Annotated in this window: 19 protein-coding genes, 1 other RNA gene and 2 pseudogenes; 11 read left to right on the top strand and 11 right to left on the bottom strand. The window is 66.8% G+C overall.

From position 1 onward, the window contains the following. Window positions 1–6: 6 nt before the first annotated feature. Window positions 7–534, bottom strand: coding sequence for a DoxX family membrane protein (locus EV216_RS10705; RefSeq protein ID WP_481404351.1), 528 nt, complete (start codon window positions 532–534; stop codon window positions 7–9). A gap of 260 nt (window positions 535–794) precedes the next feature. On the opposite strand from EV216_RS10705, the pseudogene EV216_RS10700 reads away from it, so the two are divergent. Beyond that, window positions 795–992 (top strand): annotated as a pseudogene (locus tag EV216_RS10700) (hypothetical protein); the annotation flags it as partial. 81 nt (window positions 993–1073) lie between these two features. Next, window positions 1074–2133, top strand: a pseudogene (locus EV216_RS10695) (IS110 family RNA-guided transposase). A gap of 318 nt (window positions 2134–2451) precedes the next feature. Here EV216_RS10695 and EV216_RS10690 read toward each other — a convergent pair. From EV216_RS10690 to EV216_RS10650, 10 genes are all read right to left on the bottom strand, one after another. Continuing rightward, the gene (locus tag EV216_RS10690; RefSeq protein WP_132695328.1) at window positions 2452–2667 is read right to left on the bottom strand and encodes a ribbon-helix-helix domain-containing protein; all 216 of its coding nucleotides are present in this window, start codon (window positions 2665–2667) and stop codon (window positions 2452–2454) included. Further along, window positions 2664–2846: a DUF4169 family protein gene (locus EV216_RS10685; protein WP_132695326.1), complete on the bottom strand. Its 183-nt coding sequence runs from the start codon at window positions 2844–2846 to the stop codon at window positions 2664–2666. The genes EV216_RS10690 and EV216_RS10685 overlap by 4 nt, the downstream gene beginning before the upstream one ends. Continuing rightward, window positions 2846–4240 (bottom strand): class II fumarate hydratase, encoded by a 1395-nt coding sequence (fumC, locus tag EV216_RS10680; protein ID WP_132695325.1) that lies wholly within the window; start codon window positions 4238–4240, stop codon window positions 2846–2848. Before fumC ends, EV216_RS10685 begins: the two co-directional genes overlap by 1 nt. 75 nt (window positions 4241–4315) lie before the next feature. Continuing rightward, window positions 4316–4786: an SspB family protein gene (locus tag EV216_RS10675; RefSeq protein WP_132695323.1), complete on the bottom strand. Its 471-nt coding sequence runs from the start codon at window positions 4784–4786 to the stop codon at window positions 4316–4318. 118 nt (window positions 4787–4904) lie between these two features. Continuing rightward, the gene (locus tag EV216_RS10670) at window positions 4905–5330 is read right to left on the bottom strand and encodes a nuclear transport factor 2 family protein (RefSeq protein ID WP_132695321.1); all 426 of its coding nucleotides are present in this window, start codon (window positions 5328–5330) and stop codon (window positions 4905–4907) included. Between the two features lie 94 nt (window positions 5331–5424). Next, window positions 5425–5775: a transfer-messenger RNA gene (ssrA, locus tag EV216_RS10665) on the bottom strand. Window positions 5776–5778: 3 nt separating this feature from the next. Next, a complete protein-coding gene (locus EV216_RS18275) occupies window positions 5779–5949 on the bottom strand; it encodes a hypothetical protein (RefSeq protein ID WP_165899225.1) in 171 nt (56 codons plus the stop codon). Further along, window positions 5946–7070, bottom strand: a complete 1125-nt coding sequence (locus EV216_RS10660; RefSeq protein WP_132695319.1) for a YeeE/YedE family protein — start codon at window positions 7068–7070, stop codon at window positions 5946–5948. Before EV216_RS10660 ends, EV216_RS18275 begins: the two co-directional genes overlap by 4 nt. A gap of 7 nt (window positions 7071–7077) precedes the next feature. Then, entirely contained in the window at window positions 7078–8037 is a 960-nt protein-coding gene (locus EV216_RS10655; RefSeq protein WP_132695318.1) for a sulfurtransferase, read from the bottom strand. 272 nt (window positions 8038–8309) lie between these two features. Next, window positions 8310–9350: an extracellular solute-binding protein gene (locus tag EV216_RS10650; RefSeq protein WP_132695316.1), complete on the bottom strand. Its 1041-nt coding sequence runs from the start codon at window positions 9348–9350 to the stop codon at window positions 8310–8312. A gap of 132 nt (window positions 9351–9482) precedes the next feature. Between EV216_RS10650 and EV216_RS10645 the strand changes: the two genes are divergently transcribed. The 9 genes from EV216_RS10645 (at window position 9483) to EV216_RS10605 (ending at window position 20206) form a co-directional block, all read left to right on the top strand. Further along, complete coding sequence (locus EV216_RS10645) at window positions 9483–10004, top strand: DinB family protein (protein ID WP_243642048.1); 522 nt, start codon at window positions 9483–9485, stop codon at window positions 10002–10004. Window positions 10005–10022: 18 nt separating this feature from the next. Next, a complete protein-coding gene (locus EV216_RS10640; protein WP_132695315.1) occupies window positions 10023–11015 on the top strand; it encodes an MDR family oxidoreductase in 993 nt (330 codons plus the stop codon). A 107-nt stretch (window positions 11016–11122) separates the two neighbouring features. Continuing rightward, window positions 11123–12352 (top strand): aminotransferase class V-fold PLP-dependent enzyme, encoded by a 1230-nt coding sequence (locus EV216_RS10635; RefSeq protein ID WP_132695448.1) that lies wholly within the window; start codon window positions 11123–11125, stop codon window positions 12350–12352. 13 nt (window positions 12353–12365) lie between these two features. Next, window positions 12366–13787 carry a cryptochrome/photolyase family protein gene (locus tag EV216_RS10630; RefSeq protein WP_132695313.1) on the top strand — a complete coding sequence of 474 codons (1422 nt, stop codon included), beginning with the start codon at window positions 12366–12368 and terminating at the stop codon, window positions 13785–13787. Window positions 13788–13852: 65 nt separating this feature from the next. After that, on the top strand, window positions 13853–15064 hold the full coding sequence (locus EV216_RS10625; RefSeq protein WP_132695312.1) for an SAM-dependent methyltransferase: 1212 nt from the start codon (window positions 13853–13855) through the stop codon (window positions 15062–15064). Window positions 15065–15067: 3 nt separating this feature from the next. Next, window positions 15068–15511 (top strand): TrgA family protein, encoded by a 444-nt coding sequence (locus EV216_RS10620; RefSeq protein WP_132695310.1) that lies wholly within the window; start codon window positions 15068–15070, stop codon window positions 15509–15511. After that, window positions 15477–16649, top strand: coding sequence for an NUDIX domain-containing protein (locus tag EV216_RS10615; protein ID WP_132695309.1), 1173 nt, complete (start codon window positions 15477–15479; stop codon window positions 16647–16649). Before EV216_RS10620 ends, EV216_RS10615 begins: the two co-directional genes overlap by 35 nt. Before the next feature lie 51 nt (window positions 16650–16700). After that, a complete protein-coding gene (locus EV216_RS10610; protein ID WP_132695307.1) occupies window positions 16701–17732 on the top strand; it encodes a cysteine synthase A in 1032 nt (343 codons plus the stop codon). Then, window positions 17729–20206: a DUF3772 domain-containing protein gene (locus EV216_RS10605; RefSeq protein ID WP_243642047.1), complete on the top strand. Its 2478-nt coding sequence runs from the start codon at window positions 17729–17731 to the stop codon at window positions 20204–20206. Before EV216_RS10610 ends, EV216_RS10605 begins: the two co-directional genes overlap by 4 nt. Window positions 20207–20555: the final 349 nt, after the last annotated feature.

The following is a 20555-nucleotide window of genomic DNA, read 5'->3' as shown; positions in this document are numbered from 1 at the left end:
GGGGGCTTATGCCGAACGGCGCATCAGCGCGGGCGGGTAGGAGATTCTTTGGTCGCTTGCCTGGATTTCTGCCAAGGCGGCGCGGGTGGCTGCCAGTTCCAGGCGCGAGCGGGACGATTCGTCATCATTGTCATCGGCTGCTTTGCGGAGTCCTTCGCTGCGGCAAGACTGAAGTTTCGCGGTGAGCGCGATCATCGCCAGTGCGCCGACCATCACGACCTCGACCCAGAGCGTGTGGCGTACGATGGGTTTGGCGAACAGTCCCGAGTGAGATACGAGCGCCGCGCAGAGTGTGTAAAGCGCAAGGATCACCGCCGCAGGACGGATGATCCGGCCAATGAAAAGTGCAACGCCGGTCAGCCAGACGATGGTCATGGTGGCCCATGAGACGACGGTCGCGGTTCCGGCACGAGGCACTAGATCGACGTCGTCGGTCACGACGATGAAACCGGTGGCATGAGCAATGAAGTAGGTGGCCACCAGCATCCGTGCGGTGGTAAGCGCGCGGCACGAGGCCGTCTTCACGAGGGGCATTTTGCCAGACATGGCGGCATCTCTCCCTTCGGCTGTAATCTTGGGTTCGCGGTTTTTCGATCAGGCCCCAGAATTTCGGCAACTTCTTGACGAAATCCTGACGCTGACTGGCCGGGCATGTGGAAACCGAGGAGGAGCGCCGTGAATCGACGCCCGTGGTAAACCACGCCTGAACAGAGACCACTCAAGGCATGCTTATCCGGTCTCCTTGATGGCGAGTATCGCGCTCAAAAGACCGGAACGAAACCGGTGCAGGTCCCGAACGGACCGCGCGCAAGGTCTACCGCACCCGCGATGCCGCCCGCGCCGATGTGTTCGCCGACATCGAGCGCTTCTACAATCCGAAGCGACGCCATTCCAAGCCGGGCTGCCTAAGCCCCATGGCGTTCGAGGACCGAGCTATGCGAACTCAACCTGATGTCCACGAAAGCGGCAGTAGGCCGGGGGGTCAATTTTGATGGGGTGGATGCCCCCGCCCGACGGCATTGCGATGTGCCCGGATGGTGATTCTGAAGTCGCCATAGAAAGGGGAGGCATCCATGAATGAGGTTGGCATCGTCGGCGTTGCCCTGGCAAAGCAGGTCTTTCGGGTTCACGGCGCTGCGGCGGACGGGCGGGTGCTGTTCCGCAAGAAATTGTCACGCCCGCAGTTCCCGAGGTTCCAGGCGGCCCTGCCTCGGTGCGTCGTGGCGATGGAGGCCTGCGGCACCGCGCATTACTGGGGCCGGGAGTTGGCCGGGCACGGGCATGACGTCCGGCTCATCCCGCCGGTCCATTTGAAGCCGTTCGTGAAGCGGCAGAAGAACGATGCGGCCGATGCGGAAGCCGTCGCCGAGGCGGCCCTGCGCCCGACGATGCGCAGCGTGGCTGTGAAGACAGCCGGACAACAGGCGCGGGCGATGCTTTTCCGCACCCGCGATCTGCCCGTCGGACAGCGCACCCAGTTGATCAATGCACTCCGCGGCCATCTTGCCGGGCATGGCATCGTCCTGGCCAGGGGCATCGGCAATATCGACCGTCTCGCCACGCGCCTCGAAGAAGAAGGCCTTCCCGATCTGGTCCGGGACCTGGGGCGGCTCTACCTCCACCGGATCGCCGGACTCAGCGACGAAATCGACAAGCTGGACGGGCGCATCGCGGCCGCCGCGAAGGAAAGCGATGTCGCGCGCAGACTTCAGACGATGCCGGGGATCGGTCCGGTCTGTGCCATGGCGATCGCCACCTTCGCGTCCGACATTCGGGAATTCCGCCGGGCGCGCGATTTCTCGGCCTGGCTCGGGCTCGTTCCCCGGCAACATTCCAGCGGCGGCAAGCAGAAGCTCGGCCGCACATCCAGGATGGGCCAACGCGTCGCCAATGGTCGCTCGGACCAGTGGCGCAACCATTGGCAACTCCGGCGCCTGCTGATCGTGGGGGCGATGTCCGTGGTGCATTGGAGGGGCCGCGATGGGGGCGCCCGGGTCGTGGCTCTCCCGCATGCTGGTCCGGAAACCGCGCATGCTGGTCGCGATCGCCCTGGCCAACAAGATGGCCCGGATGGTCCGAGCCATGCTCTCGCGCAACGAGGACTACCGGGATCCGGTCGGCGCGGTCTGCTGACCGCGGCCGCCGGAGTGTCGGCGATGTGAGGAGGACGACGACCAGCATGGGCAAATGATCGACAAGATCCGGAACGGGAAAACCAGTGGCGTCCAACGCGCCCGGGCTCGCAATTTTGATCTGGACCCCGGTCCGCGCATCACCATACCGGCCCGCGGCATGTCACGGCCGCACCTGAGAGGCCTGAAACATGACCGCGCCCGATCACATGCTCAGAAGGTCAGAAAATCCTTGCAGCGCAGGGCGCATCCAAACATGGACGCCGTTCCACAGGGAGTGGACGCCGGTTGCCGGGCTTCGGCGCCCGTGATCGGGGAGCTACCCGCGATAATGGTTCAGCACATAGACCCGGATTGCCGAGGCAAGACCGGTTTCCATATCCCGATCCGCGTCGATCTCGGCGGCCAGCGCGTTGATCGGCACGCCCTTCTCGGTCGCGATCTCGCGAAAGGCCGCCCAGAACGCATCTTCCAGTGAGACACTGGTGCGGTGCCCCTTGAGTGTGAGCGAGCGTTTGACCGGCCTGCCGTTCATTCGTCCTCGCGGCGATGGGCGTCGAGCGTGGCACGGGCGCGGGTGGCTTCGGCGGCCTCGCGCGCCTTCTGGGCCTTGGTGCGGCCGAATTTCGCGGCGTTCTCGTCGCCCTTTGCGCGTTTCTCGGCACGCTCGCGCGCCTTGCGGGCCGCGCGCAGGTTGACGACGCCGCCCGCCATCAGTCGGACGGCCCGATCATCAGCTCGGGCCGCACCACCCGGTCGAAGGTCTCGCCATCGACGAAGCCCAGCGCGATCGCCTCCTCGCGCAGCGTGGTGCCGTTCCTGTGCGCGGTCTTGGCGACCTTGGTGGCGTTGTCATAGCCGATCTCGGGGGCAAGCGCGGTGACCAGCATCAGGCTTTCGCGCATCAGCTTTTCGATCCGCGCCTCGTTGGCCTGGATGCCGTTGAGCATCCGCTCGGTGAAGCTGTCCGCCGCGTCGCCCAGAAGCTGCATGGATTGCAACAGGTTATAGGCCATCATCGGGTTGTAGACGTTCAACTCGAAATGGCCCTGGCTGCCCGCGAACTTGATCGCCGCGTCATTGCCTATGACATGGGCGGCGACCTGGGTCAGCGCCTCGGCCTGGGTGGGGTTGACCTTGCCGGGCATGATCGAGGACCCGGGCTCGTTCTCGGGCAAGATCAACTCGCCCAGCCCCGAGCGCGGGCCCGAGCCCAGGAACCGGATATCGTTGGCGATCTTGTAGCACGAGCCCGCAACCGTCGCGATGGCGCCCGACAGGAACACCATCGCGTCATGGGCGGCCAGCGCCTCGAACTTGTTGGGCGCGGTGACGAAGGGCAGGCCGGTGATGCGCGCCATGTTGGCCGCCACCATCTCGCCCCAGCCCTTTTTCGTGTTCAGCCCCGTGCCGACCGCCGTGCCGCCCTGGGCCAGTTCGTGGATGCCGGGCAGCGCCATCTCGATCCGCGCGATGCCCTGGCGGATCTGCTGCGCATAGCCCGAGAATTCCTGGCCCAGCGTCAGCGGCGTGGCGTCCTGGGTATGGGTGCGGCCGATCTTGATGATGTCGCGGAACTCGTCCGACTTGCGCTCCAGCCCGTCCAGCAGCTTGCGCAACCCCGGCAGCAGAACGTCGCGCGCGGTCATCGCGGCGGCGATATGCATGGCGGTTGGGAAGGTGTCGTTCGAGCTCTGGCCCATGTTGACATGGTCGTTCGGATGCACCGGATCCTTCGAGCCGATCACGCCGCCCAGCAATTCGATCGCGCGGTTCGAGATCACCTCGTTGGCGTTCATGTTCGACTGGGTGCCCGAGCCGGTCTGCCAGACCACCAGCGGGAAATGATCGTCGAACCGGCCCTCGATCACCTCGGACGCGGCCTGCACGATGGCCTTGCCGCGGGTCTCGTCCAGCGTGCCGAGGGTCATGTTCGCCTCGGCGCAGGCCTGCTTGACCACGCCCAGCGCGCGCACGATGGCGATGGGCTGCCGCTCCCAGCCGATGGGGAAATTCAGCAGGCTGCGCTGGGTCTGGGCACCCCAATACCTGTCGGCTTGCACCTCCAGCGGGCCGAAGCTGTCGGTCTCGGTGCGGGTCTGGCTCATCGCTGTCCTCCGGTCTGTCGTTGCCGACAGGCTATAGGCCGGGGAGGGACGCGGGGCAATGGGCCGGGCGGGGAGCTATTTGCGGAACTTGTCCAAGCTGACCACCTCGGCCTCGGTATGCCCCGAACTGTCGGCCAAGACGTTCGGACCAGGGCCGTCCTCGTCATAACCCTCGTCTTCCTCGTCTTCGATCTGCTGGGTCTCGAAGCGCAGGCCGAATTCGACCGAGGGATCGACGAAGGTGCGGATCGCGTCGAAGGGGATATAGAGCGGTTCGGGCCGGTCGCCGAAATTCAGGGTGACCGAAAACCCGTCATGGGTCACCTCGAGATTCTCGAACCAGTGCTGGATCACCACCGTCATCTCCTCGGGGTAACGGTCGCGCAGCCAGTCGGCGAGGCCGACATCCGGTTGGGTCGTGTCGAAGGTGATGAAGAAATGATGATCGCCCGGCAGTCCGGTGGTGGCTATGCGGTCGAGCACCTTGCGGATCAGCTCGCGCATGGCAGCATGCATGAGGTTCCCGTAATCGATCCGGTCGGACATCGTCACCTAACCCTCGGGTTGAACGGCCCCAGCATAGGGGATTCGCAAGACAGGGGAAGGGGCTACCGGAAAAATCGGTCCCCGATCCCGAAGGCATGCCGCTACCGGACGTTATCGCCTAGCTGATCTTCTGTCCGCTCATCCCGATCACGACCGAATCGGATGGCAGAAGGCCCAGTTGCTCGAAGAACGCGATGAAGTCGAAGCTGTTATAGGCCTCGGCGATCCTGTCGCCCTCGTAGCGGGCCATCAACTGGCCCATCGCGCGCACCGGTTTGCCGTCACCCGGTCGCACCGCCGAGCATTCGATCAGCGCGGCGAGCCAGTCGCCCGATTCCACCGTCTTTACGATGCGCAGTTGCGGCGCCTCGACCAGATTGACCAGCGCCATCGCGAAGACGCCGATATCCTCGGGGCCGACCTGCATGTCGTCGATCAGGCCCGCGGCCTTGGTGTTGTCGTTGAAAAGTGAACCTACAGCCTCGAAATCTCCCTCGAGATAGACGCGGCGATACCAGTCCTCCAGTCGTTCGGTCCTGTTCATGCGCGTTTCCCTTTCACACGTCGATCTTGTCCCAGAAAACGGTTAGCGCGGCGTGAATGCGGGCGCGTATGGGGTCAAATGGACTTTGGGGAATAGTGCAGGCTTCTGTTGCCAGGTGCCTGCGAACCCCGCCTTACGTTGCTAGACGCAAGGGCTTAGATTTGGTCTTGCGGACCGCTTACGCGGCCAGCGCCACCGGAGCACGGTTGTCATTGGCAACTATCATGCTTGCACCGATAACGGTGGTAGCTCACCGAGCGAAAGCATAACCCCTTTAGACGTCCGTCGATCCTGTTTCGGCCCCATGATCCCGCCAATGTGGGATTTTGGTGGAGCCGCCGGGTACCGCCCCCGGGTCCGATCCGCTTATTACGGGCGCGTTTATCGCCATAGTCCCTTACGAGACACTTCGAATGTAGGCGGACGGCCCGAGTCGTGCAAGGGGGGGTCAGCTTCCGGGCAGCGAGGCGCAATGCGCCCCACCCGAGGCCTGTCCCGAGCCGAGCGCCAGAAGGGGCGGCGCGGTAAAGGGGTCGAGCGGGCGCGAGGTCGCCAGATCAAGGGTCAAGACGCCCGCAACCGCGACCAGCAGGGCGACAACGATGGGTCTGCGGGTCATCGCCGCGCCTCCAGCCCAAGATAGGGCCTCAGCTTGATGCCGTACCATGACCCGGTGAAGGCCGCCGCGAACCAGGCCCAGCCGTGCAGCGAGCCGGTCGAGACACCACTGAAGAGTGCGCCGATATTGCAGCCGAAGGCCAGCCGGGAGGAATAGCCCAGCAGGAACCCGGCGATGATGACCGCGATCCAGGCCTGGATCGGGTGGCCCGTGACCTTGGCGCTCAGCCCGTCGCGCCACCAGGCGGCAAGGGCTGCGCCCGCGATCAGGCCGATATCGGTCAGCGAGGTTATGTCGGTCAGAAGGCTCTGCTCGATCCGCTCGACATTGGATGGCGCCGACCAGAAGGCCGAGCCCGACAGATCCGCGCCCAGCGCGGTTACCCCCTTGGCGACCCACAGCCCCAGTCCGTAGACCACGCCCCAGGGCTGGCCCGCGACCACCAGATGCAGGATCGCCAGCCCCGCCACGATCAGCGCCGCGGCCCAGAGACGGCCGGGCAGCATCCGCTTGCCGGGTTCGGCCACGGCAAGCGCGATCCCCGCCACCGCCGCCAGCGCCACCAGCGTCAGCGCCAGTCCCGCATTGCCCGACAGCGCCGCCACGGGCAGGCTGCCAAGCCCGGTCCACCAGGTCAGGTGATAGGCGCCCGCGAAGCTGCCGATGCAGAAGAAGGGCAGGGCAACCGCGCTGACCAGATTGCCCGAGCCCGCATTGACCAGCGTGCCCGAGCCGCAGCCCAGCACGATCTGCATGCACATCCCGAATACGAAGGCGCCGCCGATCATCGCATAGCCGACGGGGGCATGCGCGCCCACCAGCTCGGTCGGGTTGGACGCAAGCAGCGGGAAGGCGATCACCGCCACCAGCCCGATGCAGATCATCTGCGCGACCATGCCGGTCGCGTCGCGGAACAGGATCAGCCGCCGCCACGGCCCGGTAAAGCCGAAGCGAAGCCCCTCCATCGCGAGGCCCAGCCCCAAACCGATCAGCAGAAGCGCGCCGTAGCGCGGCCCGGCCAGTGCCGCGACGGCCAGCGCCGCGGCAAGTGCCGCCAGGACCGCCAGCGCGCGGCCCCTCAGGCGCGGCGCGCTGCGCGCCTCAAGGGTGGTATCGCTCATGCTTTCCTCAATACTTGCCCGTCACACGGTTCCACAGGTTGCGGATCGGCCCTGGAACATTGTCCATCGCGTTTCCGGAATTGGCCCATCCGACCATCGAGTCGGGATAGAGCCGCACATCCTCGATACCCGCCAGTTCGCTCAGCGCGAACCAGTTGGTCGCGGCCCAATGGCCGGTATTGCAGAACGAGACCAAGCGGTCGCCCTGTTCGAAGCCGTTGGCGGCGGCAAGCCGCTCGACAATCGAAGGTTCGATTCGCGCGGGCGCGTCGCCGAACCAGCCCGAATGGGTGAAATAGCGCGACTGCGGCAGGGTTCCGGGCCGGGCGGCGGCGTCATGCTTGGCATTGCCTTCCCAGAACTCGACCGGCCGGGCGTCGATCAGTTCGCCCGGCTGTCCACCTGCCACGATCGCCTCGATATCGGCGGTGGTGGCCAGCCATTCGTCGGAAAAGCTGACGGTGATGTCGCTGGGCGTGGGCGTGACCGGGCCGGTCTCCACGGGCAGGCTGGCCGCCTGCCAGGCGTTCATGCCGCCGTTCAGGATGGCAAGGGGCGCGACGCCGCTGGATTTCAGCGTCCAGTAGACCCGCGCGGCCGAGCCGAAATCGGTCTGGTCGCTGCCCTGGTGGACGATCACGGTGGGCCGGTCGGCCGTCACGCCCAGCGAGCGCAGCACCTCGGTCAGCCGGTCCTCGGGCACCAGCGCGCCGGGATTCTCGGACGGGCCTCTGAACAGGTTGTAGGGGGCATGCACCGCGCCGGGGATGTGTCCCGCCTCGAACAGGGTCTGTTCGCTGCCCTCGACCTTGCCGGGGCGGATGTCGAGGATCAGCGGGTCAACGCTCTCGCGGGCCGCGTCCAGGGTATCGGCCTCGATCAGAGGGCCGAATTCGGGGATCTGCGCCGCGGCGGGCAGGGCCGCAAGGACGAGGGCGAAGGCCAGGGGGGGAAGATGTTTCGTCATGTCGGTCACCTCTTTCTGATGGGCCGAACCTGTGGCGGCATAACGCGCGGCGCAATACCGCATGGCGCGACTCAGACTAGCGTGAATGCAGCAAAAAATCGCGTGTTCTTTGTGACTTTGTCGCTTGAGGCGTTTTTTCGCCCGCCTGGGCGTTTGCTGGAAACGGATTGCTCTGCCGGGTGGGAAAAAAGGACGCGGGCGTGACATTGCGGCCGCAGCCGGTCGGCCCGGGCAGGCGCCGCCCCCGGGGCCGGGGGCGGCGGCAGGCGGGATCAGAACCCGGCCTTGATCTTCTCGAACTCGGCGGACTGGCGTTCGCGCAACTGGCCCGGCATCGGAAGCTGGGTCAGCACGGGCGCGTCGATCGGACCCAGCCCCACCTCGGTCAGCGCCTCTTCGCCGATCGCGGCCATCGCGGCGGCATTGGCATGGCCGAAGCCTGCGGCCAGCAGCGCCTCGGTCGAGGACGGGTCGAGCAGCGCATTGATGAAGTCATAGGCCTTGTCCACCGAGCCCTGGCCGTCCTTGAGCTTGGCGTAGCCGCACATCCACAGCGACGAGCCCTCGACCGCCTCGCGCTGGAAGCCGACGGGAAAACCCTGTTCGGCCATGGTCGGCACCGTCTCGTTCCAGGCCCAGGCGATCAGCACCTCGCCCGTGGCCAGAAGCTGCGCCAGTTCTGCGGGGTCCACCCAGTAGGTGCGCAGGTTCGGATGCACCTCGCGCAGCCAGGCGGAGGCAGCGGCGAACTGTTCGTCCGTCGCCTCGGTCCAGTCGGTGGTGCCGGTCGCCAGATAGGCCAGGGCATAGGCGTCGTCGACATTGTCAGGCAGCGTCACCCGGCCGGCATAGTCGGGGTTCAGGAAGACCTGAAGCGAGGCGACGGCCTCGGCGGGCACCTGGTCGGTGTTGTAGGCGATGCCGGTCGAGCCGAAATCGCTGGGCACGAAGAATACCTCGGTCGCATCGACCAGCGCCTTGCCCTTCAGATCGGCATTGATGTCGGCCCAGGCGGCGATCCGGCTGGTATCCCAGGGTTCCAGGATCCCCGACTCGGCCCATTTCGTCACCGACCCCGCGCAGAGGTGGCTGACATCGGCCTTGAAGCCGGAACGCAGCTTCTGGAAGGCCTCTTCCTCGTCGCCGAAGAAGGTGAAGCTGGGCGGCTGGCCATGTTGTTCGGCGTATTTGGTGTGGAAGGCCGGATCCTCGAATCCGGAATAGTCGAAGACCAGCAATTCGGGATCGGCTGCCAGGGCGGCAGAGCCGATCAGCGTGGCGGCGGAACAGGCGAGTAAGGTGCGCATCGTCATTCGTCATCCCTTTGGTTGCGGGGTGAGTGTGGCGGCACGCTAGCGATGCGCCGGTGCCCGCTCAAGGGGAATAGGGGGGACTCGCAACCGGCTCACGGCTCTGTCAAAAGGGGTGAGGTCAAGGAGGACAGCATGGGCGCGACGTTGGTGACGGCCGACTGGTGCCGGATGATGGCACGTTACAATCGTTGGCAGAATCGCGCGGTGTTCGAGGCGGCGGGCGCCTTGCCGCTGGAGGCGCGAGAGGCCGGGCGCGACGCGTTCTGGCGCTCGATCCGGGGGACTTTGTCGCACCTTCTCTGGGCCGATCATGCCTGGATGGCGCGGCTTGACGGCTGGGATGCGCCCGATCTGCCGCTGAACGACAGCGGTGATTTCGTCCCCGACTGGACCGAACTGCGCTCGAAGCGGCAGATTACCGACGCCCGGATCAGCCGGTGGACGCAGGTGTTGACCGACGGGGCGCTGGCGGACGACCTGACCTGGTATTCGGCGGCGGCGGAACGCATGGTCACGCTGCCGCGCGCGCTGTGCGTGGCGCATATGTTCAACCACCAGACCCATCACCGCGGCCAGATCCACGCGATGCTGACCGCTGCCGGGTCCGATCCGGGGCCCACCGACCTGTTTCTGTTGCCCGATCTTGCGGGCTGAGATCAAGGGAGAGAGCGAATGTTCAAGGCGCTGGTCGTCGAGAAGGACGAGGATGGCAAGACCCGGGCGGGCGTGCAGGAACTGGACGAAAGCCGCCTGCCGCAGGGCGAGGTGACGGTTGCGGTCGAGTATTCCACGTTGAACTACAAGGACGGACTGTGCATCGGGCCGGGCGGCGGGCTGGTGCGGAGCTATCCGCATGTGCCCGGGATCGACTTTGCCGGCGTGGTCGAAGACAGTGCCGACCCCCGCTATGCCCCCGGCGACCGCGTGGTGCTGACCGGCTGGCGGGTGGGCGAAAGCCATTGGGGCGGCTATGCCCAGAAGGCGCGCGTGGCGGCCGACTGGCTCGTGCCGCTGCCCGAGGGGCTGACGACGCGCGCGGCGATGGCGGTGGGCACGGCGGGCTTTACCGCGATGCTGGCCGTCATGGCGCTGGAGGATCACGGGCTGAAACCGGGCGACGGGCCGGTGCTGGTGACGGGGGCCGCGGGTGGCGTCGGCTCGGTTGCGACCGCGATCCTGGCGAAACTGGGACACGAGGTCGTTGCCGTCACCGGTCGGCCCGAGACGGAAAGCTATCTGCGCGATCTGGGGGCCGCGCGCATCCTGCCGCGCGAGGAACTGGCCGAGGTCACGAAGAAACCGCTGGAAAGCGAGACCTGGGCGGGCTGCGTCGACTCGGTGGCGGGCGCGATGCTGGGGCGCATCCTGAAGCAGATGAAATACCGCACGTCCGTTGCCGCGGTGGGGCTGGCTGGGGGTGCGGTGATCGAGGGCGCGCTGATCACGCCCTTCATCCTGCGCGGGGTCAACCTTCTGGGCATCGACAGCGTGCTGAGGCCGCAACAGGACCGTCTGCGCGCCTGGAACCGGATCTCTGCGGATCTGCCGCTGGACAAGCTCGAGGGGATGATCCGGCCCGCGGTGCTGGCCGATCTGCCGGGGCTTGGCGCCGATATCCTCAAGGGACGCGTGCAGGGGCGGATTGTGGTGGATGTGAACGCCTGACCCTGATCGCGCCTAGCGCGAAGTCATGGTGTTTCAAGGCTTTGCAAGCTGCCCGCCCGCCGTCTAGACAGGCAGGACAACAGATGCACGACAGCGCCGGAGCCAAGATGGTCGCGCTCGATCCCGAGTTTGTCCGCAACCAGTTCCCGGCCTTCCGGCAAAAGGATCTGCGCGACAAGGTGTTCTGCGAGAATGCGGGCGGATCCTATGTCTGCCGCTATGTGATCTGGCGCATCCACCGCTATTTCAACGAACGCCGCGTGCAGCCCAATGGCGCCTATCCGGCCTCGCAGCAGGCGGGCGCCGAGATGGACGAGGCGCGGCTGCGGCTGGCCGCCCATCTGGGCGTGGCCCGCGACGAGGTGCATTTCGGTCCCTCGACCTCGGCCAATACCTATGTGCTGGCCCAGGCGTTCCGGCAATGGCTGCCCGCAGGCGCGGCGATCGTGGTCACCGATCAGGATCACGAGGCGAATTCCGGGGTCTGGCGGCAGATGGCCGATGATGCCGGGATCGAGATCCGCGAATGGAAGGTCGATGCCGACACCGGCCATCTGGACCCCGGCGCGCTGGCCGCGCTGCTGGATCAGCGGGTGCGGCTGGTCTGTTTTCCGCATGCCTCGAACATACTGGGCGAGGTGAACGACGTGGCCGCGATCTGCCGGATGCTGCGCAGCGCAGGCGCGTTGAGCTGCGTTGACGGGGTGGGTTATGCCCCCCACGGGCTGCCCGATATCCGCAGGCTCGGGGCCGATATCTACCTGTTCTCGACCTACAAGACCTATGGCCCGCACCAGGGCGTGATGGTGATGCGGGGCGAGCTGGCGCATCGGCTGCCGAACCAGGGCCACTGGTTCAACGCGGATGATACCGTCAAGCGGTTCAATCCCGCCGGGCCCGATCACGCCCAGATCGCGGCCTGCGCGGGGATCTCGGACTATGTCGACGCGATCTATGACCACCATTTCCGCGGCGGGCGGGATGCGCGGGGGCGGGCGGACAAGGTCGCGGAACTGTTCCGCCAGCAGGAAACCGCGATCCTGACGCCGCTGATGGAGTATCTTGCCGGTCGGCCCAGCCTGCGGGTTCTGGGGCCGAAGCGGGCGGACAGGCGGCTGCCCACCGTGTCGGTCGCGCTGTCCGAGCCCGCCGCGCAGGTGGCCGAGCGGCTGGCGCGGCACGGCATCCTTGCGGGCGGGGGTGATTTCTATGCGCGACGGCTGTTGCAGGCGATGGGGGTGGACCCGGTCCGCGGCGTGCTGCGCCTCAGCCTGTTGCATTACACGCTGCCCGAAGAGGTTGACCGGCTGATTACCGCGCTAGATAGCGAGCTTTGAAACCGGAACCCGAATGTCCGATGCTTCCCCGATCCTGTGGTGGGTCCGCCGCGACCTGCGCCTGGCCGACAATCCTGCGCTGGCGTCAGCCTGCGGTTCGGGTCGGCCGGTGGTTCCGGTGTTCATCCATGACGGTTCCGTGGCGGCGCTGGGTGCGGCGGCGAAATGGCGGCTGGGGCAGGGGGTCGAGCATTTCGCGCGGATGCTGGGGGCGCGCAATTCGCGGCTGATCCTGCGCCGGGGCGCGGCGCTGGAGGTGCTGCGCGCGCTGGTGGCCGAGACCGGCGCAGGCGCGGTGATCTGGTCGCGCGCCTATGACCCCGACAGCGTTGCCCGCGACAAGGCGGTGAAGGCCGCGCTGAGCACCGACGGGATCGAGGCGCGGTCGGTTCCGGGTTTCCTGCTTTTCGAACCCTGGACGGTCGAGACCGGGCAGGGGGCGTTCTACCGGGTCTATACGCCGTTCTGGAAGGCGGTGCGCGACCGCCCCGTGGCCGAACCGCAGCCCGCGCCGGGCATCATCCCGCGCCCCGAACGCTGGCCCGCGACCGAGGAAATCGAAAGCTGGCGCATGGGGGCGGCGATGCGGCGGGGTGCTGCGGTCGTCGCGCGCCATGCCTGCGTCGGAGAGGAGGCGGCACAGGACCGCCTTGCCGCCTTTGTCGAGGCGCGGATCGCGGACTACAAGGCGCGGCGCGACTTTCCCGCAGCCAATGCCACCTCGCATCTGTCCGAGAACCTGACCTGTGGCGAGATCTCGCCCCGTGCCCTCTGGCATGCGGGGCTTTCGGCGATGGACGCGGGCAAGGCAGGTGCCGAGCATTTCCTCAAGGAAATCGTCTGGCGCGAATTCGCCTGGCATCTGATGTGGCACAGTCCGCATATCGCGACGGCCAACTGGCGCGAGGGCTGGGACAGCTTTCCCTGGTCCACCGACGAGACCGCCGCCGAGGTGCTCGCCTGGAAACAGGGCCGCACCGGCATTCCCCTTGTCGATGCCGGCATGCGCGAGATGTATGTCACGGGCAGGATGCACAACCGCACGAGGATGATCGTCGCCTCCTACCTGACCAAGCACCTGATGACCCATTGGCAGGTCGGGCTGAAATGGTTTGCCGACCACCTGACCGACTGGGACCCGGCGGCGAATGCGATGGGCTGGCAATGGGTTGCGGGTTCGGGTCCCGATGCAGCGCCCTATTTCCGCATCTTCAACCCGGTCAGCCAGGCCGAGAAGTTCGACCCCGATCACGCCTATCTCGACGCCTGGATCGCCGAGGGCCGCGTCCGGCCGTCCGACACGGCGCTGTCCTATTTCGAGGCGGTGCCGCCCTCCTGGGGGCTGTCGCCTGCCGACCGCTATCCCGCCTCGGTCGTCTCTGCCGAGGAGGGGCGCAGGCGCGCGCTGGCCGCCTATGAGGCGCGCAGCGGCTGAAGGGGCATTGCGCGGTCGGGCGCGCATCTGCAAGAAACAAGAAAAAGGGGAACGAGGGAGCCGGGATGAGTGTCCTGACAACGACAAGAGGGCAGGCCAACCTGCCACGCTATTTTGCGCAGGTCTTCGATGTGGCCTGTTCCATGGCCCATGGGCGGCTGGATTTCGTGCTGCCCGACGGGCGCCGGTTCCGCGCCGAGGGCCGCGCACCGGGGCCGGTTGCCGAACTGGACATCCACGATCCGGACGTGTTCGCCCGGCTGATCCGCGAGGGCGATCTGGGTTTCTGCGAGGCCTATCTGGACGAGGGCTGGTCCACGCCGGACCTGATGGCCTTCATGGATCTGGTCCATGCCGACAATGACGAACTGTTCGACGGATTCCCCGGCATGGGGCTGGTGCGCGCCTATGAGCGGTTCCGCTTCTGGCTGCAGCGCAATACCAAGCGGCAGGCCAAGCGGAACATCGCGGCCCATTACGACCTCGGCAACGATTTCTACGGACTCTGGCTTGACGAGAGCATGACCTATTCCTCGGCGCTGTTCCGCACCGGTCAGGAAAGCCTGGAACATGCGCAGGAGCTGAAATACGCCTCGATGGTCGACGAGATGGGGGTGAAGCCCGGCGATCATGTGCTGGAGATCGGCTGCGGCTGGGGTGGCTTTGCCGAATACGCCGCCGCCAAGCGCGGGCTCAGGGTCACCGGGCTGACCATCAGCCGCGAGCAGCATGATTACGCGGTCGAGCGCATCCGCCGAGCCGGATTGTCGGACCGGGTCGAGATCCGGCTGCAGGATTACCGCGACGAGACCGGCACCTATGACGGCATCGCCTCGATCGAGATGTTCGAGGCGGTGGGGGAAAAATACTGGCCGGTCTATTTCGCCAAGCTGCGCGACTGCATGAGGCCGGGGGCGCATGCGACCTTGCAGATCATCACCGTGCAGGAACGTCGTTTCGAGATTTATCGCAAGGGTGTCGATTTTATCCAGAAATACATCTTCCCGGGCGGCATGCTGCCCAGCCACACCATCCTCGGCGATCTTGCCCGCGCGGCCGAGCTTGAGGTGACCCGCTCGGTCGAATTCGGCGAAAGCTATTCGCTGACGCTGCGCCGCTGGCACGAGAGCTTCAACGCACGCTGGGACGAGGTGGCGGATATGGGCTTCGATGCGCGCTTCCGGCGCATGTGGAACATGTACCTCACATCTTGCGCGGCGACCTTCCACAGCGGAAACTGCGACGTGACCCAGTTCACCGTCACGAGACCCGCCTGATCCATGCCCACCGCCGCCAAACTCGTCGCTGCCCTGCTGTTCGCGGCGGTGGCGTGGTTCACCTCGGACGCCCTGGTGCCGCTCTTTCCCGAGGGCACGCCACTGGGCAAGTTCGCCTATGTGAATACCGGCATCGGCGCGCTGGCGGGATGGTTCGTCATGGGGCGCCTCGCGGGCGAGGGCTACGGGGTGGCGGTGGCCTCGGGGGTGCGGACCTCGGTGGTTCTGGCCTTCTATGCGCTGCTGTTCCACTCGGTCTACGAGATGCTGCGCATGGCCACGCGGCTGCGCTTTGACGGGATCATGGATGCGCTGACCGGCACGGTCGCGCTGATGGGCAAGAACGGGTTGATGCTGGTCACCGCCCCGGTAGCAATGGGGATCCTGGTGGGCGGGGGTATCGTGGCCGCCTTTGTCGTCGAGTTCATCTCGCATCGCTGGAACTGAGGGGGTCGTCCTGGACCGGCTGTTTTTCTACGGCACGCTCTGCCACGTGCCGCTTCTGGCCCGCGTTCTGGACCGGCCAGAGGCAGATCTGGTGCTGACGCCAGCCCGGCTTGCCGATCACGCCGTCCGCTGGGTCGCGGGCGAAAGCTTTCCCATGATCCGCCCCCAGCCGGGGGCGCTGGCCGAGGGGGGCTGTCTTGAGGGTGTCGATGCCGGGGCACGGGCGCGGCTTGACTATTACGAGGGCGGCTATGGCTATGCGCTGGCCGATGTGACGGTCGAGACCGCCGCAGGCCCCCGTGCGGCGCAGGTCTATCTGCCCCGCTGCCCGGCCCCGCAGGCCGGAGCGACCTGGAACCTGGCCGAGTGGCAGGCGCGCTGGGGCGAGATCGTGACGCTGGCCGCCGAGGAGGTGATGCTGGGCTATCCCGGCCGCGATCCTGCCGTGCATGCAAGGCGCTACCGGATGATCCTCGCGCGGGCGGCGGCCCGTATCCGCGCCAGAGAACCCTCGCCTGCGACCCTGCGCAGACCCATGCGCCCCGACGACATCGAGGAATTCGCCCGCAGCCAGCCCTACGCCAATTTCTTCGCGGTCGAGGAATATGATTTCCGCCATCGCCGCTTTGACGGGGCATGGAGCCCGGCGGTGAACCGCGCCGCCTTCTTCACCGCCGATGCCGCCACCGTGCTGCCCTATGACCCGGCGCGCGACGCGGTGCTTCTGATCGAACAGTTCCGCGTCGGTCCCTATGGCAGGGGCGACAGCGAATGCTGGTCGCTCGAGGCGATCGCGGGGCTGATCGACCCCGGCGAGACGCCCGAGACCACCGTTCGGCGAGAGGCGGTCGAGGAAGCGGGGATCACCCTTGGGCCGCTGCATCGGGTCTATGGCTATTATCCGTCGCCCGGCGCGAAGACCGAGTTCATCTATTCCTTCGTCGCCGAGGCCGACCTGCCCGAGGGCACCGGCGGGCTGGGCGGGCTGGCCGCCGAGGACGAGGATATCCGCGCCCATGTCGTGCCCCTTGCCCGCGCGCTGGAACTGGTCGAGACCGGCGAGATCGGCAATGCGCCGCTGATCCTGTCACTGCTGTGGCTTGCACGGAACCGTGAGAGGTTGCGGGCTTCGGGTTGAGTTCCAGCGCCTGCCCCCGTAGCACTAGAGGAAACGGGAGGCGAAGGCGGCATGGATATCGGCAGGGATCTTGCGGGGCTGATCGGCAACACGCCGCTTCTGCGGCTGAACGGCCCGTCCGAGGCGACGGGCTGCGAGATCCTCGGAAAGGCCGAGTTCATGAATCCCGGCCAGTCGGTCAAGGACCGCGCCGCGCTGTGGATCATCCGCGATGCGGTGGCGCGCGGCGCGCTGCGGCCCGGCGGCACCATCGTCGAGGGCACGGCGGGCAATACCGGCATCGGGCTGGCGCTGGTGGGCGCTTCGATGGGCTTTCGCACCGTGATCGTGATCCCCGAGACGCAAAGCCAGGAAAAGAAGGACATGCTGCGGCTGGCGGGCGCCGACCTGGTCGAGGTGCCCGCTGCGCCCTATTCGAACCCCAACAATTTCGTGCGCTACTCGGCCAGGCTGGCCGCGCGTCTGGCCGAGACCGAAGCGAACGGCGCGGTCTGGGCGAACCAGTTCGACAATGTGGCCAACCGTCAGGCCCATCTCGACAGCACCGGCCCCGAGATCTGGGACCAGACCGGGGGCAGGGTGGACGGCTTCATCTGCGCTGTGGGCTCGGGCGGCACGCTGGCGGGGGTGGCGATGGCGTTGCAGCCTCGCGGCGTCAGGATCGGGCTGGCCGATCCCGAGGGTGCCGCGCTTTACAGCCATTACACGACGGGTGTTCTGAAATCCGAAGGTTCCTCGATCACCGAGGGGATCGGGCAGGGGCGGATCACCGCCAATCTGGAGGGACTGACGCCTGATTTCTGCTGCCGCATTCCGGACAGCGAGGCGCTGCCCGTCGTCTTTGACCTGCTGGAGAAGGAGGGGCTTTGCCTTGGCGGCTCGTCCGGGATCAACGTGGCGGGCGCGATGCGCATGGCGCGCGAGATGGGGCCGGGGCATACCATCGTGACGGTGCTATGCGACTATGGCACGCGCTATCAGTCGCGCCTGTTCAACCCCGCCTTCCTGCGCGAAAAGGGCCTGCCGGTGCCGTATTGGCTGGACGGACCCGCCCGCGCGCTGCCCGGGATGTTCCAGGCATGACGCGCCTTGTGCGGGTTTTCGCGCTGGTCTTGCTGGCCGCGCTTGTCGGCCCTGCGATGGCGCCGCCGGGCCTTGCCCAGCAATCCGCGCCCGCGGCCGAGGAAGCCGCGCTGGACTATTCCGCCTGGGAACAGCTTGCCTCCCGCGCCGAGCAGGCGCTGGGCTCGGGCCGCGACAGCGATGCCGCGCTCGCCGAACTGCGTGCGCAGCTTGTCGACTGGCGCACCCGGCTTCTGACCGCGCAGGGCACCAATGCGGCGCGGATCAAGACGCTGCGCGACCAGATCGCCGCGCTTGGCCCCGCACCGCCCGAGGGCGAGACCGAGCCCGCCGAGATCGCCGCACGCCGGGCCGAACTGAACCGCCAGCTTGCCGACATGCAGGCCCCAGCACTTCGGGCGGTCGAGGCGCATAGCCGTGCCGACGGGTTGATCCGCGAAATCGACGCCGTGATCCGCGAGCGCCAGACCAGCAAGCTTCTGGAACTCGGGCCGATGCCCTTCAACCCGACGAACTGGGCAATGGGCGCCGAGGCGCTGCGCCAGACCGGCATGGCGATGTTCGTCGAACTGGCCGAAGCCTGGACCACCCCGGCGGGACGCGACACGTTCCGCGAGGATCTGCCCGTCACGATCCTGTTCCTGGCCATGGCGGGCGTGCTGCTGGCCCGCGGGCGGCGCTGGATGGAACAGTTGTCGGACCGGCTGATCCATACCAGCCGCAGCCGGGGGCGGACGGTCTTTTCCTCGTTGCTGTCGCTGGGCCAGATCGTGCTGCCGACGCTGGGGCTGGTGCTGCTGGTGGCCGCGCTGCGGTCGACCGGGCTGGCCGGGGACAGGGTCTCGGAGGTTCTGGCGGCGATTCCGGTTCTGGGGCTGACCTTCTTTACAGCGCGCTGGCTGGGTGGCCGCGTCTTTGCCGATCACTCGGTCTCGCGCCGCCTGTTCGACCTGCCGCCCGAGCGCATGACCGAGGCGCGTTTCCACGCCAAGGGCATGGGGCTTGTGATCGTGCTGGCCGGGCTGCTGGGCCTTTTGGGCGAGATTGGCGATTTCCCCCGCGAAGCCAAGACGGTGCTTGGCCTGCCGCTGGTGGTGGCAGGGGGGCTTCTGCTGATCCGCGTTGGCCAGATCCTGCGCGCACAGGCCCGGATCGTGCCCGAGGGCGACCAGACGCGCCCCTATCGCAACCGGGTGATCGGGCTGATCGGCCGCGCGGCGATCGGCTTCGGTCTGCTCGGCCCGGTGCTGGGGGCGATCGGCTACAAGGAAGCGGCCGATTTCCTGACCTATCCGCCGATCCTGACGCTGGCGCTTCTGGGCCTTCTGATGGTGCTGCAACGGTTCGTGGACGATCTTTATGCGCTGCTGATCGGGCAGGACGATTCCGAAAGCGCCTCGGACGCGCTGATCCCGGTGCTGATCGGGCTGGTGCTGGCGGTGCTGGCGCTGCCGGTGCTGGCGCTGATCTGGGGCGCCCGGGTGGCCGACCTGACAGAGATCTGGGCGCGCTTCACCACCGGCTTCGCGCTGGGCGACACCCGCATCTCGCCAGCCGATTTCCTGACCTTCGCCATCGTCTTCGCCATCGGCTACGGGCTGACGCGGCTGGTGCAGGGCACGCTGCGCACGACGGTCCTGCCCAAGACCAGGATCGACCCGGGCGGGCAGACCGCCATCGTTTCGGGGCTGGGCTATGTCGGGATCTTCCTGGCCGCACTGGTCGCGATCACCACCGCGGGGATCGACCTGTCCTCGCTGGCCATCGTCGCCGGGGCGCTGTCGGTGGGCATCGGCTTCGGGCTGCGCACCGTGGTCGAGAATTTCGTCTCGGGCATCATCTTGCTGATAGAGCGTCCGATCAGCCAAGGCGACTGGATCGAGGTCGGTGGCGTGATGGGCACCGTACAGGACATTTCGGTGCGCTCGACCCGGATCCAGACCTTCGACTGGACCGACGTGATCGTGCCCAATGCCGATCTGATTTCGGGGCGGGTGACGAACTGGACCCGACAGAACCTGACCGGACGGGTGATCCTCAAGGTCGGCGTCGCCTATGGCTCGGACACCCGCAAGGTCGAGAGGGTGCTGCGCGAGATCGGCGAGGCGCATCCCCTGGCGATGATCAACCCGCCGCCATCGGTGGTGTTCCAGGGCTTCGGCTCGGACGCGCTGGAATTCGAGCTGCGCGTGGTGCTGCGCGACATCAATTACGGCCTGTCGGTCCGGACCGAACTGAACCACGAGATCGCCCGGCGGTTCGTTGAGGAGGGAATAGAGATTCCCTTCGCCCAGCGCGATATCTGGCTGAGAAATCCCGAGTCGCTGCTCGCCCGGGCAAGCCCGGCCGGAGCACCAGCGCCTGCCGAGCCGTCGCCGTCCCGTCAGAAGGACGAACCCCAGCCGGAGCCGCGCGGCGATCTCGATTCCGATGCAGAGGCCGCAGACGGCCCGGACGGGGCTGGTTCGCGATGAGGGTATAGCGGTCCGGAGCTGTGTGCCTTTCGGGATTCGGTTTTCATCTCGTGGCGGAGCGGGGCGTGAGACGAGGCCCACATATGCCGCGTAGCGCGTGGCAAGCAGGTCCGCCGATTGAACCGCGCCGGGTTTGCCGGAGGCTCCAACTCCTGAGTAGGATGGAGCATGATGAGCAAGACGACGAACAAGGTTTTCCCCCGAAATGCGCGAGCGTGCGGTGCGGCTGATCCTCGACAGTTCGGCGGGCCGCGCCATGGGTTCGAGCGGACCGCCGAACGGTCAGCATGGATCGCGCTTGCAGGCAGTCATGTCGATTTCCGCGAAGATCGGCTGTGCGCCCCAGACC

Origin of the sequence: Rhodovulum steppense (assembly GCF_004339675.1) — a bacterium.
In the GTDB taxonomy this organism is placed as follows: Bacteria; Pseudomonadota; Alphaproteobacteria; order Rhodobacterales; family Rhodobacteraceae; genus Rhodovulum; species Rhodovulum steppense.
This window is presented reverse-complemented; position numbering and strand designations above follow the sequence as displayed.